The sequence below is a fragment of the Marivirga salinae genome, assembly GCF_030503855.1.
Taxonomy (GTDB): Bacteria; Bacteroidota; Bacteroidia; order Cytophagales; family Cyclobacteriaceae; genus Marivirga; species Marivirga salinarum.
The window spans coordinates 2,386,480-2,402,360 of the sequence record NZ_CP129971.1 but is presented as its reverse complement, the minus strand read 5'-3'; the positions used below and the strand labels follow the sequence as shown (position 1 = coordinate 2,402,360).

Below are 15,881 nucleotides of genomic sequence, written 5' to 3'. Positions count from 1 at the left end.
TGAGTACTATTTTGTACAGACCTCAGTCTTTAATTTTCTTATAAATTTTCTCTTCGTTGTTTACTACAATAAACTTATTAGCAATTTCGCACCAGATTAAAGATTCTTTGGAGCCTATCACTAGATAACCATACTTGAATAAACTTTCGTGATGCTTTTTTAACACTTCATTTTGCAGGTTTTGATTAAAATAGATCATCACATTTCTACACAGGATCAAATCAAATTTATTAAAGACTACACCTTGTACTAAATCATGCTCTCTGAAAGACACATTCTGGATCAAGGATTTATCCATTACTGCTTTCCCATTTTCTTCTTTAAAGTAATCTTTGAAATTATTCTTGCCTTCGAATCGGATATAGTTTTTTTCGTTCAATTCCATGTTCTTCATGGAATAATGACCTTTTTTGGCTTTTTCTAGAATAACTTTGTCAATATCAGTAGCTATGATTTTGGCTTTATCCAAAATACCCATTTCTTTAAGTAAAACAGCCATTGAAAACACCTCTTCACCGGAGGAGCAGCCGGCATGCCAAATGCTAATGGTATTATGATTCAGTAAAATGTTGGGAATTACATTATCTCTTAATTCACGCCAAAAAGGAGGATCACGGAACATTTCTGTTACATTCACAGTGATTTCTGCAATAAATTCATCAAAGAAAGACTTATCATCTTTTAGTCTTTTAATCAATAAATCAGCAGACCCGAATTTATAGAGTTCCATAATTCGAAGTATCCTTCTTCGAAATGAGGACATCGCATAATTGGTAAAATCATATCTGTATTGCTCCTTTACCAATTCAGTAATGCGCCTCAAATCCGATATTTCTATATCCTGTCTATTCATGTGGATTATGCATCAGTTCTACTTAAAAACATTTTTTTCTTACAAGTAATAAAAATCAATCGTAAAAACATCCTGTATGTATGTTTTATATTAATCTTTCGGAAAATCTAAAAATGATTTAAAGAAGAAATCTAAAATATTTAAATGTCATTTAATATTAAGATTATTTAATTATAACTGCAATAATAAAGAGCTGTTCTTACAAATTGTTATTTAAATTACGTTTTTCGACTAATTTTTTTTGCTTGTCTGTTTTTTGTGCATTTCATATTAATAACTTTGCCCCATTGGAAACTTAAAAAAACTATGCAAAACATTTTATTATTAGGTGCAGGCAGATCTGCAACCTCATTAATTAACTACCTTAAAAAAAATGCTGAAAAAGAAGAGTGGCATATCAAAATTGGTGATTTCAATATTAAACTTGCCGAAGAAAAGGCTGGAGGGCATCCAAATACATCATTTATTCAATTCGATATTTTAAATGAAATCCAAACTAAAGATGAAATAGCAAAAGCTGATTTAGTGATTTCAATGTTGCCTGCCCGTTTTCACCCAAAAGTTGCCACTGCATGTGTTGATTTGGGAAAACATATGGTGACGGCTTCTTATAACAGTCCAGAGGTAAATGATTTATCGGACATAGCCAAAAGTAAAAACACTTTAATTTTGATGGAGTGTGGGCTAGATCCTGGAATTGACCACATGACTGCTATGGAAGCCATGAACAATATCAGAAAAAAAGGTGGTAAGTTAACTTCTTTCAAATCCTATACTGGTGGCTTAGTTTCACCTGAAAGTGATAATAACCCTTGGCACTATAAATTTACTTGGAATCCAAGAAATGTTGTTTTGGCTGGACAAGGAACTGCTCGATTTATAAGAAATGGGAGATATAAATACATCCCTTACCATAAATTATTCAGCAGATATGAAACCATTGAAGTTGCAGAATTAGGTGACTTTGAAGGTTATCCTAATAGAGATTCTTTAGCATATAGAAAGGTTTATGGAATAGAAGATATTCCTACTTTAATTAGAGGGACTTTCCGAAAAGCTGGATTTTGTGATGCTTGGGATGTTTTCGTGCAATTGGGCGTTACGGATGACACTTACAAAATGGAAGGACTAGAAGAAATGTCAAAAAGAGACTTTATTAATACCTTTTTAAAATATGACAAATCCACTTCCGTAGAAGATAAACTATGTGAAAGCCTTGATATCAAAAAAGATTCTGATGTATTCAAAAGACTGGAATGGATGGGAATATTTGAAGATAAGAAAGTGCCAATCACAGAAGGAAGTCCTGCTCAGGTAATGCAAGCCATAATGGAAGAAAAAATGAGCTTGGATCCTGATGATAAGGATATGATTGTAATGCAGCACCAATTTGAATATGAATTGGAAGGCAAAAAATATCAATTGGATTCCTCTATTGTTTCTATTGGAGATGATCAGAAAGAAACTGCTATGTCAAAAACAGTTGGCTGGCCTTTAGGAATTGCTGTGAAAAACATTTTGAACAAGAATATTAAATTAAGAGGAGTTCAAGTGCCTATTAAGGAAGAAATATATGCTCCGATCTTGAAGGAATTACAAGGAATGGGTGTGAGCTTTAATGAAAGAGAAAGAGAAATTGACAATTAAAAAATAGTCAAAAAATCTTTCATTAAATTGATATAAGAGGGATGAAAAATATTATTTTCATCCCTCACTATTATCTTTTGCTTATCTATATTTTGTTTATCTTCTCCCCTATCAAATACATTAAAAAGCCTGATTATTTTACTTTCTGCTTGATGTCTTAATTCAATGCTTTTATTGCACCGAAATCCTATTGTCTTCATTTCTTTTTCAAATAATGACATTTCGTAGAAGGGAAGCATAATATGAGCTTCTCCTTTCTCAGCTAAATTCAAATCTAATCCTTTCGCTAAGGACTTAAAAGACAATTGATTGGTATGATAAGCCGTGTTTTTACCATGATTAGTTTGGGATTGCAGGTTGTTTTGAAAAAAAGGAGGGTTTGAGAAAATCAAATCATATTTTCCCTCCGATTTAAATCCATTAAAATCTGCTAAAATAACTTTTAACCTATCCGTATATTTTGAATTCTCGAAATTTTCATCGGCTTCTTCATAAGCAATTGGATTAATTTCTACTGCGTCAATTTTAATATCTGAAAATCGCTGAGCTAACATTAAAGATAGAACTCCAGTACCCGTGCCCACTTCCAAAACGGATCTTACATTTGATGGAATTTGAACTGAAGCCGCAAAAACCGTTGCATCAGTAGTGATTTTAGCCGGACTATTTTTCTGCTGAATAGTGAACTCTTTGAATTGAAATATGGACATTATGAGTGTTTTTGAATTCTCCTTATTAAATAAAAACCTACCCAAATCATGATAACTATCAATCCTATTATGAAAAAATATCTGAATTCAAATTCATTTTGATCTTCGGTGCTTGGTTTTCCATAATAGGTAAAACCAGCCCAATAATAGGGTGATTTCTCCAAATTACTAATAGTTTTATCTTCTAAGTATACAGTTTTAGCATTTTGAATAGCCAGTGAAGGTGATTGATTACCTTGCAAATCCTCATAAAAATGATTCATCAAATTGAAAGTAGTAAAATCATTCACTTTCCATTGAGTCATTAAAATGTTTTGTACTCCCGCAAAATGAAAACCTCTTGCTAAGCTCATAGGCGTTGCTCCCTTAATTATTTTCCCTACTCCTGTTTCGCAGGCACTTAAAACCACCAAACTTGCTTCCAAATTTTGGGCATAAAGTTCTGGTAAAAGTAATACATCATCTATAAATTCAATATAAGCAGGGACAGTAAAACTACCGCCTGAAGCATGGGTTGATAAATGCAGTACATCAAATTGATCCGCATTTTCTAAAAAATTAGCTTTAGTCGCATTTTCATTCTGATCAATTTTGCCTTTGAATTTTTTATGTAGCATTTCCGCTTCTTTTTCAGAACTCTTCAGATATCGATCAGTGTTCTTATAAATTGGAAAAGCTCCGTAAAAGCTTTCCAAGTTGATGTCTTTTTGATTTTGCTGATAAAATTCTAAAGATAAATTATATGAAAAAGTGTTCTCCTTCAACCAAAATGGCATATTACTAAAATTCTTGTGGTCTATTTTTTCTCTGATTAAAGCTTCAAAAGGCAAGAAACTCAGCAAACCATCTGGAACAATTATTAAGTTTCTATGCTTCTCATCGATATCATTCCCTAATATCTGACTAAACTTAAATGATTGGTGTACAAAATGAGGGATATCATTATTTATGAGAGATGGGGATTCAAACAGTCGAATAAATTGAGCCATATCTTCTTTAAAACCTTTATCAATCCTATGTTTCTTCCAACTGATAATTGAATGATCAATTCGGAATGAAAACAAATCTTTGTCTCCGAAGAAAAAATAAAGCAATTGTGCATCATCTGCTTTTAATTGCTTTTGTAGTGAATCGCAATTTATTTTATTTTTCACATCAGATTGAGGGTATTTCTCATTTATCAGATTTTGTGTTTCACTAATTTTAAAGCTTAAATCAATGAATTCTTGGTTCAACTTTGATTCTCTATCATTAGGATTTGAAAATTGTTTTCGAACTAACTTTCCTATCAGTGATTGCTGTTCCTTCAATAAATGTTGTTGAAATTGGAGCAAACTATCATTCGGATATTCATCAATCAATGATTTCTTGTTTAAAGAGCCTTTTAAAACCCTAGCTTTATTTTGTTCTGCATAACTCAATGCCTTCCATATTAAAGCGTCATTCTTTGACTTTTGAAATTCCTGATATAATAATTGCAAACACTTTTCACTCCTTTTTCTATTAGAAGTCTGAAAAATCAATTGTGATTGCGGATCATTTATTTTATCCATTAATAAATCCTCAACATGGAAGCTTAAATCATAATAGCTGAGTTTACGGTTTAATCCCTCTGAATATTGGGCATAAGCATCAAAAATTTCAATAAATGTATTCTCCGGATAAAGTAAGGGTTTATTCTTCCGAACTTCTTGCTTTTCAATATTCGGCAGTAATAGACTTAGTGCCTCATTAAGATTTTCAAGAGCGCTATCTTTTTCTAATTGAGCATAATGAAAACTGGATTTTTCCACATAGAATTTAGCCAATTGTCGAGGACTCCCCTTTTCAATTAAAAGGAGTTCAATCTCTTTAAAAATGCTTCTGGCAGCAGTAAGTTCATTCTCTTTAATCAATAATTGAGTTTTATTTTTCAAGCTTGAAATAGATATTTCTTTTTGACTCTCAATTTTCTTTTGAGCTTCTTCATTCATTTGCAGAGCCAATAAATTGGTCGCTATATTATTTTGTATCAGTTCTTTTTGGGATTCAGAGACTCTTCCATTTTCAAGATGATTCTCCAGCAAATTTAATGCATCATGAAAATTTCCAATATTATGGTAAACCACCGATAAATTTATTACTCCTGCAGTATAAGCCTCCTCATTTTTTTTGGATTGGGCCAGCTTCATATAATGGCTAATGATATTTTCTGCATCCGCAAAGTTTCCTGTTATGGTTAATAGATTCCCTAAAGGCTTCAGGCAATATTCTATGATATCATAATTAGCTAAATCATAATTATTATAAAGACTCCATGCTTTTCGATAATGCTGAATAGCATCATAATGTTTTTCATATTCTTTCAAATAATAGCCCAAATTGCAATGCATTATAACCAATGCCAATCGCTCTTCATCTGATTTCAGATTTGAATAATTTTCCTCAATTTTTAATTGATAGGTATTGATTGCGGTTAAAGAAGGATATTCTGCAACTAATTCATCCAAATCATGATAAATGCTATCACTTAAATTTTGAGCATTTATAGTATAATTCAATACAAAAACCAATAAAACAGACATTGAGAGAATTAAATATGGTTTGCAAGTCACTTCAAACTTCATAAAACCTTAAAATTTCCAACTAGCATAGAACTGCCATTGATGTGTTGGTGCTGTAAAATAAAGATGGTAACGAATACCAACACTTGGACCAATCCTCACTTTCCCAACATTAAGATCTAAAAATGCTGCACTATTGAAATTAGTAAATGTATTGCTTATCGTTTCTTGTTCAAAAGTATCCCTTTCAGGAACTCTACGTTCATAATCTTCAATCTCAACAACCTCTGTATATTCCCCTGTTGTTTCTCTCTCAATTTTAGAGCGAATATCCCATTTAATTTGTAGTCCTGCTCCTACCGCTAGAAAATCAGTTAGGTTATATCGATAAGATGTAGGTACTAAATAAAAGCTCAAATTCTGAAATTCTGATTGTTGCTCATAATCATAAACCTCAGTAAAAAACTCATCTCTTTGGGTTCTTTCGGTAAAAGTTTTACTGTTAGTATAGTTGTTAGATCCAATCATAACTTCGGATTGCAAATAGCCTTTGAATGCTTGATAACTTGATAGTGTTGCACCTAGAAACCATTCTTGATAATTCTGTAAACTAGCAATTCGCATAACACCTGCTTTTATTCCAACAGAAAGTCCTGGTGTAAAACGAGTGGTTGCATAATTTGTGATAATAGGATCATTCTTATCAAAATAAATAGCCGTTTGGCTTTGAGTTTTTTGCTTCTTGATTTTACCTTTTAATGGAATTTTATAACTCACAAATCCTTTGGTAGAATCATAAGAATTCACTCCTTTTTGATTACTCCCTGGCAAGTATATATTTTTAAAAGTAAAAATGATCTTATTTTCCAAAAAGGTAGTATCGAGGCAACTATAAGCAACATCCACTTCAGGGCAAATCTCACACTTAGGATAAAAATCTAGCAGTTCAATTTCCTTTTGATCAAATATTTCAGGAATATCTGTTTCCAAACGGACGGTATTTGCAGGACCTTCCCCATTGTTCTGAAACTGAATTTTATACTTAAAATCCTTTTGATTTCGATTTCTAAAATCCATCAAATTGGCATTTGTAGTCATTTTATTGGGGTCATGAGAAGTTACAATTTCCATTTCCATTTCCTTTACACTATGATTAGCAGAATTAGAATTTGGAATATAAACACTTCTAATGCTTATTATGGCACTTGTATCCTTCAGCATTTCAGGAGTGGTTCTTAATTGAAAGAATATATTTCTCTCCTCTCCTGGCTGGAAATCGGAAAATCCAATTTGCTTCATTTCTTTAAATTTCTTTTTAGATTCTTCAATCTTCTTTTGCAAGGTCTCCTGATCTGTAGTGTCTTGAATTAGGAAAGGAGTTTTAAAAGAACCATCTCCATTTGATGCTAGCATGGATTGGAATGGATTTGCATCAATATCTGTGATTCTATCCTCTGTAATTATCGGATATTCACCATGATAAGTTCTAATGTCAGTTAATTGAAAATTATCCGACTTATATATTGATTCGTTATAAAAAAAATATAGCCGACCATCCATTATTTCATTATATGGATTTTTATAGGTTAATACTACTACTAAATCTTCATTTGGAATTGGTTCTCGATTTTTAGTAAAATCTATTATGTTATTCTCTCCCAAAAGTGAAGCTGAAGTATTTGATTCTAAATTCACTGAGTCAATTTTCACTTTCTCTGGTCTGGTAGTAGGAGTTTTACCAGCATCATAATTATTGGTCACCCAAAGTTTAACATTATAATCTCCTCTTTTATCAAAAGTGTGTTCAGGATTTTCTTCCTTGCTAAATTCTCCATCTCCGAATTCCCAGAAAAAAGTGTAATACCCTTTAGGGGCACCTGAGATCTGAATTAATGGTGGAGTATCCACACCAAATTTAACACTATTCCCTAAAACGGTGGACTCAATTTTTGCTTCTCGAACAACAGTATCACTCTGGTTTATTTGTTGAGCCAAACAAAGGTGAGAACAGAGTAAAAAAAGGAAAGTAAATTTATACATCGGACTAAGCGTAGTTACATTCAACCTTGAAATTAATAAATTATTCGACAAATTAATATAATTTATCGAATAATAATACTTATGTAATCATATGTGCTATCTATCATTCTGAATTTTTTCTCTATTAAATAAGTATCACAAAACACAAGAGAAATGACCATCAGCATCAGCAGAAAAAACACCCATTTAAATCTTCTTTTTCTAAAAAACATGATCTTTGTTTTAAAATGAAATGGCTTTGCAATAAAACTGCAAAGCCATCTTAAAAATTAATGATTACGGTAAGTCATCTATTGCATCATATACATCATTCTCAGTGCCTGTAATGAAATCATCTTCCTCAAAAGTATACACATCACCATCTTCAACAGTTTGAGGCTGTATAGAATATTTCCATTCTCCGTCTTCTTCTGATACAAAAATCACATGCATTTCCAATCCAATTGGAATTTCACCATAGTGCTCTGAGAAAGAATTAGCACTTTCATTGAATGTATCTAATTGAGCTAATGCATAAGGTTCTCCATCATAATACAAGTAAACTGAACTGTTTTGGATGTGATAACCATTAGGCACTATTACTTCTAAGGTTGTTTTCGGTCTTGGATCATTGTAAAAGCGATCAACATTAGTCCAACCGAAGCCAGAAAGAAAACTGAAATATTGATCACCTTCTACAAACAAGTTACCTGCTCCATCAGGTCCATCTCCTTCTTCATCCCAAGCAAGGTTATCATTATCATCGATTCTACCAGTCCATAAGGTCATATCTTGATCGGCACCACCAGTTAAGTCAGTAGGTACTACTAGTTGCATATGATTTGAAATTTCTAATTGCTCACCATTTTGAGTCACATTTACATAAAATTCCCCTCCTGAGATTAATAAAGCTTTACTTCCGTCTTCTCTTAGACCCATGGTGGGCTTATTAGTAGTTAACATACTACCTGCATCAAATATTTCAATAAACTCCAAGTCAACTGGACCTGTCACATCCTCACCATTAAGTTTTAATGTCCCTTCATATATTCTTAATTTCACTCCCTTTTCTGACTCGAATTGAATTCCGTCCTCTGCTTCAAACTGCGCTTCCTGTCTAATCCGATCAATTGCTGTGGCTTGGAGTTGCTGAAATTCCTCTGCACTGGGCGTTTCAATAATCTCATCAGGAACGACTTCAGTTACACCATCGTCATTATTGCATGCATAAAATAATACCATTGCCAAAAGGCTGATTGCGAATAAGTTTTTAAAATTTTTCATAATTATTTATTTTTTTAGATTCGCCCTTATATCAACAGTACTTATCCGGTGTTACCCCATTTTCATATATTTTTTTTACTTTCGTATAAAAACCCATTGTATGACCTTAAAAAAACATCCGGACCAATATTATGTGGATGGCATAAAGCATAATGACAGTAATGTTATTAGAGAAATCTATGATAGCTTTTCTGAGAAAGTCATTCATTATATTTGTAAAAATAATGGCAACGAATCTCAGGCAGCAGATATCATCCAAGAGGTTTTAATCACCATTTTTAAACAAGCTCAAAATCAAGGTTTAACGCTTACTTGTCCATTTGACGCTTACTTTTTTCTTATCTGTAAAAGGAAATGGTTAAATGAATTAAAGAAAAACAGTAAAGAACAGGTAACAACTGACAGTGATCATTTATCTATAGTCGACAGTGCATATGAAATGGCAGAAGAAACAGCTCTTCATGAAGAAAAGGAATTGTTGTTTCAAGAAATGTTTCAGAAACTCTCTGATAAGTGTAAAGATTTATTAAAAACTTCTTTTCAAATTAATTATATGGAAGAAGTTGCCAAAAAACTAGATATATCGTATGCCTACGCCAGAAAAAAGAAATCATTGTGTATTGGAAAATTAACTGAATTAGTTAAGTCATCTCCAAAATACAATTCAATTAAAAAATATTAAAATGCAAGACCAGGACTATCAAATATTTGAAGCATACTTAGCAGGTGATTTGCCAGCAGATAAGGTGAGAGTACATGAGGAAAAAATAGAGCAAGATCAAGATTATAAAGAGTCTTTCGAACTTTATAAATCATTAAATCAACACTTAGAAAATAAAGAGAAAAATGAAAAGGAGCTAGAACAGTTTAAAAATACAGTTTCTGATATTTCTGATAACTATTTTGCAACTAGAAAGAAAACTAAATTTGCATGGGTGAAAATGGCGGTAGCAGCTTCCATCATAATTGCAATTGGTTTATATTTTCTAATAGGTGAAATATCCAAGCCACAATACCAAGAAATTGCACAAATCCCTACTATCCATTTAACAGAAAGAAGTGCTGATGGAGAAATTTATGTACAAGCTGAAGAAGCATTTAATCAAGAGCAATATACTGAGGCCATCAAATTATTTGGTCAGATTCTTCAAGAAGATAATCAAAATCAATCCATTAGCTTATATCAAGCTATTGCCTTTATGGAAATAGATTCTGCTAATAGAGCTAAGGAATTGTATGATAAAATTATTGAGAAAGAAAATGCTTATAGTGAAGAAGCACTTTGGTATGCAGCACTTAATGAATTAAAGGAGGAAAATTATACGGCTTGCAAAGAGTATTTAACTAAAATAAATCCCTCTGCAAGCCGATATGAAGATGCTCAAAATCTTCTTGAAAAATTATAAAGAATTAATTTCCTTAAAAATAAAATCTAAATGAGACTCCTCCACCAAACCACAAGCCTGGTTCGGGTGCAAAATCAAAGGTTGGTTTCATGTCAATACCTATAACAAAAGGAATTTCAGTTAAAGTATATTCCAAACCTAAAATACCATCTACCCCAACAGTAAAGCCTCTACCTCGGCCATCGAAATAATAATTTGGACGAACAATAGTCTCATCAAAAACTCCAATATGAGCACCTGCTCCATAATACCAATTCAGATAAGGTACATCAAATGCATTAGCATGCTTTTGATAAAGCCCCGTAAATTCAAAACCACCTCTATATCCTGACACAAGACCTTCTAAAGCATCAGTTTTACTGATAAAGTGTTTAACCGTAATAGCGGTTGGAAAACCTCCCCTTACACCAATGGCCGTTTTATAATCCTGTGCAAAAATGGAGGTTGAACCCATTAACACAAATACTAAAATTAATAATTTCCATTTTTTCATAAACCTAAATTTTATTCAACAATCACTACTAACGAAACAAAGTTGAATCCGTTTATCTATTTTCGAATCCTTCGTCAATAAGGTGAGGTCCACTTTCTGCTTTAGCAACCGCCAAACGATCACAGCGCTCATTATCAGAGTTTCCTGCATGACCTTTCACCCAATGGAAGTGTAAATCATAACCTTTTGAAACTTCTAAATATTGCTTCCATAAGTCAATATTTTTCTTCCCCTTAAAGCCTTTTTTAACCCAACCAGAGAGCCAACCTTTTGTAATAGAATCAATTACATATTTTGAATCACTGTAGATATGAACTGGATATTTTTTAGATTTTAAACTTTTTAAAGCCACTATAATTGCCAACAACTCCATTCTGTTATTGGTAGTATTGCGATATCCTTCTGAAATTTCTTTCTTTTTGTCTCCAAAACGCATTACTACTCCATAGCCACCAGGGCCAGGATTTCCTAAAGCTGAGCCGTCTGTATAAATGGTAATCATTAAAAGAAGTTTTTAAATAGTTTAATAGAGATTGCTAATAAAATAATCCCAAATACTTTTCGCAATATACTAAATCCTGCTTGTCCTATTTTTCTTTCAAGCCAACCACAGGTTTTTAAAACTACAAAAACCAAAATTAGGTTAATTACCACTCCTATTATGATATTATAAGTTTGATACTCTGCCTTTAGTGAAATTAAAGTAGTCATAGTTCCAGCCCCTGCAATTAAAGGAAATGCTATCGGCATAATAGAAGCACTACTGGCAGAGGCTTCTTCATGTTTAAATAAAACAATACCCAATACCATTTCCATTCCGATTAAGAACATCACTATAGCACCCGCAATGGCAAAAGATGCCACATCAATTCCGAAAAGCTTCAGAATAGACTCTCCCAAGAAGAGAAAAACAATCATAATAACACCTGCTACAATAGTAGCTTTACCTGATTGCACATGTCCTAGTTTCTTTCTAAGGTCAATTACAATCGGTACGGAACCTAAAATATCAATCACTGAAAACAGGATGAGAGAAACGGAAATAATTTCTTTAAAATTGAGCATATCGTAAAATTTTGCGCAAAAGTACGATAAGAAAATCAGCTTTCAATTCATTTTATCAAAACGTAACAAGAAATTAATCAAGTCGATGTAATGTTGATTTGGAATTGCAGGAAAATTGGCAATTCGGATGGTATTCTCTTTCCATCCTCCGTATCCATTGCCTAATATAAACCCTTCTTTTTCAGCTTCTTCTTTTAATTTACGGATAATATCTTTTTCACCTCTTAAGCAAAAAACAGTATCTGATTGAAGCTCATTAAATTGTATTATAGAAGATAACTTTTCCAATTTTGACAGCTCATTAAAAAATTGCTCCTTCCGTTTCTTCAAGTTTTGATGAATAGCTGAAATATTCTCAACATTTCGCATCAATCTATTGAGCATAAAGATATTAGCAATATTAGGAGTATGATGGGTTTGATTATCTAATGCGTTTTTTAAAATGAAATTAAAAGAATTATAATGATCACTTTCATCAATTTCTTTAGCTCTCATTATAGCCTTAGGACTTACTACCATCAATGCCATTCCTGCAGGTAGGCCAAAACATTTTTGAACAGATGCATACCAAATATCTCCCATTTCCCAATCCAATTCATAACCCGCCATGGAGGAAGTAGCATCATAAGCTATTAAACTATTAGAAAATTTTGTACGAAGCTGCTTTTGAAATTGCTCAGATATTGCACTTCCATTTGAGGTTTCATTATGTGTGAAAGCTAATAACTCTGCATTTTCAACAGATTGAAGGGATGGGTTTTCGTTCAATCCAAATGATATTGCTTCAGCCTTTGGAAGAATTTTTTGGGTATAATTGCACCACTTCTCACCAAAAGCTCCATTGAAAAAATGTTGTGATTTATTTTGGATGAAAGATTGAGAAATGATTTCCCAACATTCAGTTGCAGAGGAAACCATTACAATCTCATAATCTAAAGGGATATTCAATTTAGATTTCAAAAGGCCTTTGGTAGTAGAGAATAATTCTTGAAAGGCTTTTGATCTATGATTCCTTTCCAAGATTCCTAACTCCATAGCCTCCTGAAAATATCCCGCCACTTGTGGATATATCTTTGATGGGCCGGGATAGAAATTATATTGCATCGAAATTATTTACCTGTAAACTCTGGCTTTCTTTTCTCTACAAATGCTTTCATTCCTTCCGTTTGGTCTTCAGAAGCAAATGTTAAATAGAAGTTTTTACGTTCGAAATGTAATCCTTCATCCAAATGCGTTTCAAAAGCTCTATTGACAGATTCCTTTGCTAATTTAGCCGCAACAGGAGACATTTGAGCGATCTGCTCTGCCAATTCAGCTGCTGCTTCCAAATACATTTCAGTAGGCACCACTTTATTGACTAATCCATAATGCAAAGCTTCGTCTGCGCTAATAAAATTACCTGTTAAGACCAATTCCATCGCTTTAGCTTTACCAATTGCTCTAGTTAATCTTTGGGTTCCACCTGCACCGGGCATTACCCCAATTTTAATTTCAGGCTGGCCAAACTTTGCAGATTCAGATGCTACTATCATATCGCAAGTCATAGCTAACTCGCAACCTCCGCCTAATGCAAAACCAGAAACGGCTGCAATCAATGGTTTTTTTGTTTTTTTGATTTGATCCCAGGTACTGAACTGGTCAACATTGAGCATATCAATAGCTGTTTTACCAGCCATTTGCTTAATATCTGCTCCAGCTGCAAAAGCTTTTTCATTTCCTGTCAGAATAATTACTCTAACATCATCGTCTTCATCAAGCGCCTTTAAGGTATCCTTCAATTCATTCATCAACTGCAAATTCAAGGCATTCAATTCCTTAGGTCTGTTAAGATTGATGAGCGCTATATGCTTTTTATATTGTGTATTTACTTTTATAAATTCCATAATGTAAATATGAAAAAGCAGGAGAGTATAAAAAAGAAAAACCTTCTTTTTTCAAAGAAGGCTTTTCGTGTTAAACAGGTGTATGAATAAAATTTGTGTTTGTAATAGTATATACTGCTCGCCTTTAAAAAGTAACCCCTCCCCTCAATCATTTTTTTATAAAGTTTTTAATATAATTACAATTACCTGTATATCAGTTATTTAAAACCTATAAAAACAATAAAATAAATTGAAAAAAAATAATTACTTCGAATATTTACTTCGAAACTTCTTCTTCAGCGACAGGATTTTTCTCTTCTTTAGGCTTTTTCTTTTTTTCTTCAGTCAGGTAATCATTGATTTTGGATCTAATTTCCTGATTTGACAGATTGTGATAGATAGTCCCATTTCTCGCAACAGAAAGTTGACCCGTTTCTTCGGAAACGATAAGGATTATGGTATCAGTGGTTTCTGACATTCCTATTGCTGCTCTATGCCTTAAACCGAATTGAGCCGGAACATCTTTTTCCGTTACAGGTAATACACATCTTGCGGCAGTTATTCTACCTTTATGAATAATAACAGCACCATCATGCAAAGGACTTGTTTTATTAAAAATTGCCATCAATAATCGCTTGGAAACTATGGCATCAATTAAATCACCTGACTCTGAATAAAATTTTAATTCAGATCCTTTCGAAAGCACAATTAAAGCTCCTGTATTGGTTCCCCCCAAAGATTTGGAAGCTTCAATCAAAGGTGTAATATTTAATTCTTCTCCTGCCTTTTTCTTTTTCCATGGCAAATTAGAAAGAAAGCCATTTTCTGAATTAAGAGAAGTGGTTTTCCCTAAAAGCAAAAGGAATTTCCTAATTTCTTGTTGGAACAAAATAAGAACAGCAATAACACCAACTCCCATAAATTGACCTAGAATAGCAGAAAGCAATTCCATTTCGGCTGCCCTAACAACTAAATAAATTAAATAGAGAGAAAGGAATCCAATAAAAATCCTGACTGCTACGCTACCACGCATCAAATTATAAACTTGAAAAAGTAAAAAGCTAACCAAGCCAATATCTAAAATATCAACTAAGCTTACTTCTAAAAACCCTATGGTAAATCCTAAAATCAAGTTGTCAATTGGTTATAAATTTTCACTGTTTCTACTGCTTCCTTCACATCATGAACTCTTAAAATATGGCCTCCATTTAGTAAAGCTACCATATTTAAAGCGGTTGTTCCATTCAATGCATCAACTGCCTCAACATCTAAAAGTTTGTAAATCATGGATTTCCGCGATACACCTACTAAAATAGGGCATTCTAATTGCTTAAAATAGGACAAATTATTGAGTATTTCATAATTCTGCGCCAAGCTTTTTGCAAATCCGAAGCCAGGATCAATAATGACATCATTCACTTGCAAGGAACGAAGAATTTCTAGCTTCTGGCTTAATTCTAATACGATTTCTTTTATTAAATGATTATAATCAGTCATTTTTTGCATCGTTGCAGGAGTGCCTCTCATATGCATTAATATATAAGGCACTTTCAATTTAGCCACTGTTTCAAACATTTCCTTATCCAAATTCCCACCGGAAACGTCATTTATAATGGAAGCCCCAGCTTCAACAGCCTTTTCAGCAACTTTTGAACGAAAAGTATCAATTGAAATTACGATATCTGGAAACTTATGGATTAAGGTTTTAATTAGTGGAATTACCCTTTTGACTTCTTCGTCCACAGAAACCTCTTCGGCATTTGGTTTAGTAGAATATCCACCGATATCAATTATATCCGCACCATCTTCTAACATTTTTGTTGCTGTCAAAACAGCTTTCTCAAGATTTACATTCTTGCCCCCATCGTAAAAGGAATCTGGGGTAGCATTAATAATGCCCATAACCTTCGGAGAGGATAAATCGATTAAGTTCCCTTTCGAAAGGAGTGTTTTTTTATGAGAAAATGCTTTATCTTTCGCTTCCAATAATTTTTTACTA

At 32.9% G+C, this 15,881-nt stretch carries 15 protein-coding genes; 3 read left to right on the top strand and 12 right to left on the bottom strand.

What is annotated here, in order from left to right; translation table 11 throughout:
* Positions 1–22: 22 nt before the first annotated feature.
* On the bottom strand, positions 23–853 hold the full coding sequence (locus QYS49_RS10125; protein WP_308347114.1) for a CheR family methyltransferase: 831 nt from the start codon (positions 851–853) through the stop codon (positions 23–25).
* Positions 854–1,159: 306 nt separating this feature from the next.
* Here QYS49_RS10125 and QYS49_RS10120 point away from each other — a divergent pair, with 306 nt between their 5' ends.
* A complete protein-coding gene (locus tag QYS49_RS10120; protein WP_308347113.1) occupies positions 1,160–2,500 on the top strand; it encodes a saccharopine dehydrogenase family protein in 1,341 nt (446 codons plus the stop codon).
* Here the strand turns inward: QYS49_RS10120 and QYS49_RS10115 are convergent.
* From QYS49_RS10115 to QYS49_RS10100, 4 genes are all read right to left on the bottom strand, one after another.
* The gene (locus QYS49_RS10115; RefSeq protein WP_308347112.1) at positions 2,497–3,210 is read right to left on the bottom strand and encodes a tRNA1(Val) (adenine(37)-N6)-methyltransferase; all 714 of its coding nucleotides are present in this window, start codon (positions 3,208–3,210) and stop codon (positions 2,497–2,499) included. The two genes, QYS49_RS10120 and QYS49_RS10115, sit on opposite strands and share 4 nt — an antisense overlap.
* Positions 3,210–5,774, bottom strand: a complete 2,565-nt coding sequence (locus QYS49_RS10110; RefSeq protein ID WP_308347111.1) for a CHAT domain-containing protein — start codon at positions 5,772–5,774, stop codon at positions 3,210–3,212. The genes QYS49_RS10115 and QYS49_RS10110 overlap by 1 nt, the downstream gene beginning before the upstream one ends.
* 48 nt (positions 5,775–5,822) lie before the next feature.
* A complete protein-coding gene (locus QYS49_RS10105) occupies positions 5,823–7,844 on the bottom strand; it encodes a DUF7849 domain-containing protein (RefSeq protein WP_308347110.1) in 2,022 nt (673 codons plus the stop codon).
* Positions 7,845–8,069: 225 nt separating this feature from the next.
* Positions 8,070–9,056: a hypothetical protein gene (locus QYS49_RS10100; RefSeq protein WP_308347109.1), complete on the bottom strand. Its 987-nt coding sequence runs from the start codon at positions 9,054–9,056 to the stop codon at positions 8,070–8,072.
* Between the two features lie 100 nt (positions 9,057–9,156).
* On the opposite strand from QYS49_RS10100, the gene QYS49_RS10095 reads away from it, so the two are divergent.
* A complete protein-coding gene (locus QYS49_RS10095; protein WP_308347108.1) occupies positions 9,157–9,738 on the top strand; it encodes an RNA polymerase sigma factor in 582 nt (193 codons plus the stop codon).
* 1 nt (position 9,739) lies between these two features.
* Positions 9,740–10,462, top strand: a complete 723-nt coding sequence (locus QYS49_RS10090; RefSeq protein WP_308347107.1) for a tetratricopeptide repeat protein — start codon at positions 9,740–9,742, stop codon at positions 10,460–10,462.
* A 13-nt stretch (positions 10,463–10,475) separates the two neighbouring features.
* Here QYS49_RS10090 and QYS49_RS10085 read toward each other — a convergent pair whose 3' ends face one another.
* From QYS49_RS10085 to folP, 7 genes are all read right to left on the bottom strand, one after another.
* On the bottom strand, positions 10,476–10,955 hold the full coding sequence (locus QYS49_RS10085; RefSeq protein ID WP_308347106.1) for a hypothetical protein: 480 nt from the start codon (positions 10,953–10,955) through the stop codon (positions 10,476–10,478).
* A 52-nt stretch (positions 10,956–11,007) separates the two neighbouring features.
* Complete coding sequence (gene rnhA / locus QYS49_RS10080) at positions 11,008–11,457, bottom strand: ribonuclease HI (protein ID WP_308347105.1); 450 nt, start codon at positions 11,455–11,457, stop codon at positions 11,008–11,010.
* Positions 11,457–12,020, bottom strand: a complete 564-nt coding sequence (locus QYS49_RS10075) for a MarC family protein (protein WP_308347104.1) — start codon at positions 12,018–12,020, stop codon at positions 11,457–11,459. The genes rnhA and QYS49_RS10075 overlap by 1 nt, the downstream gene beginning before the upstream one ends.
* A gap of 42 nt (positions 12,021–12,062) precedes the next feature.
* A complete protein-coding gene (locus QYS49_RS10070; protein WP_308347103.1) occupies positions 12,063–13,124 on the bottom strand; it encodes an aminotransferase class V-fold PLP-dependent enzyme in 1,062 nt (353 codons plus the stop codon).
* Between the two features lie 5 nt (positions 13,125–13,129).
* Positions 13,130–13,903: an enoyl-CoA hydratase-related protein gene (locus tag QYS49_RS10065; RefSeq protein WP_308347102.1), complete on the bottom strand. Its 774-nt coding sequence runs from the start codon at positions 13,901–13,903 to the stop codon at positions 13,130–13,132.
* 256 nt (positions 13,904–14,159) lie between these two features.
* Positions 14,160–15,014 (bottom strand): diadenylate cyclase CdaA, encoded by an 855-nt coding sequence (gene cdaA / locus QYS49_RS10060; RefSeq protein WP_308347101.1) that lies wholly within the window; start codon positions 15,012–15,014, stop codon positions 14,160–14,162.
* Positions 15,011–15,868: a dihydropteroate synthase gene (gene folP, locus QYS49_RS10055; protein ID WP_308347100.1), complete on the bottom strand. Its 858-nt coding sequence runs from the start codon at positions 15,866–15,868 to the stop codon at positions 15,011–15,013. Before folP ends, cdaA begins: the two co-directional genes overlap by 4 nt.
* Between the last annotated feature and the right edge of the window lie 13 nt (positions 15,869–15,881).

Excerpts from the sequence above, each read along its gene's own strand:
- QYS49_RS10090 (WP_308347107.1), top strand. The coding sequence starts at position 9,740 with ATGCAAGACCAGGACTATCAAATATTTGAAGCATACTTAGCAGGTGAT.
- QYS49_RS10095 (WP_308347108.1), top strand. The coding sequence starts at position 9,157 with ATGACCTTAAAAAAACATCCGGACCAATATTATGTGGATGGCATAAAG.
- QYS49_RS10075 (WP_308347104.1), bottom strand. The coding sequence starts at position 12,020 with ATGCTCAATTTTAAAGAAATTATTTCCGTTTCTCTCATCCTGTTTTCA.
- QYS49_RS10065 (WP_308347102.1), bottom strand. The coding sequence starts at position 13,903 with ATGGAATTTATAAAAGTAAATACACAATATAAAAAGCATATAGCGCTC.
- QYS49_RS10120 (WP_308347113.1), top strand. The coding sequence starts at position 1,160 with ATGCAAAACATTTTATTATTAGGTGCAGGCAGATCTGCAACCTCATTA.
- QYS49_RS10110 (WP_308347111.1), bottom strand. The coding sequence starts at position 5,774 with ATGTCTGTTTTATTGGTTTTTGTATTGAATTATACTATAAATGCTCAA.
- QYS49_RS10085 (WP_308347106.1), bottom strand. The coding sequence starts at position 10,955 with ATGAAAAAATGGAAATTATTAATTTTAGTATTTGTGTTAATGGGTTCA.
- QYS49_RS10125 (WP_308347114.1), bottom strand. The coding sequence starts at position 853 with ATGAATAGACAGGATATAGAAATATCGGATTTGAGGCGCATTACTGAA.
- QYS49_RS10100 (WP_308347109.1), bottom strand. The coding sequence starts at position 9,056 with ATGAAAAATTTTAAAAACTTATTCGCAATCAGCCTTTTGGCAATGGTA.
- QYS49_RS10115 (WP_308347112.1), bottom strand. The coding sequence starts at position 3,210 with ATGTCCATATTTCAATTCAAAGAGTTCACTATTCAGCAGAAAAATAGT.
- rnhA (WP_308347105.1), bottom strand. The coding sequence starts at position 11,457 with ATGATTACCATTTATACAGACGGCTCAGCTTTAGGAAATCCTGGCCCT.
- QYS49_RS10070 (WP_308347103.1), bottom strand. The coding sequence starts at position 13,124 with ATGCAATATAATTTCTATCCCGGCCCATCAAAGATATATCCACAAGTG.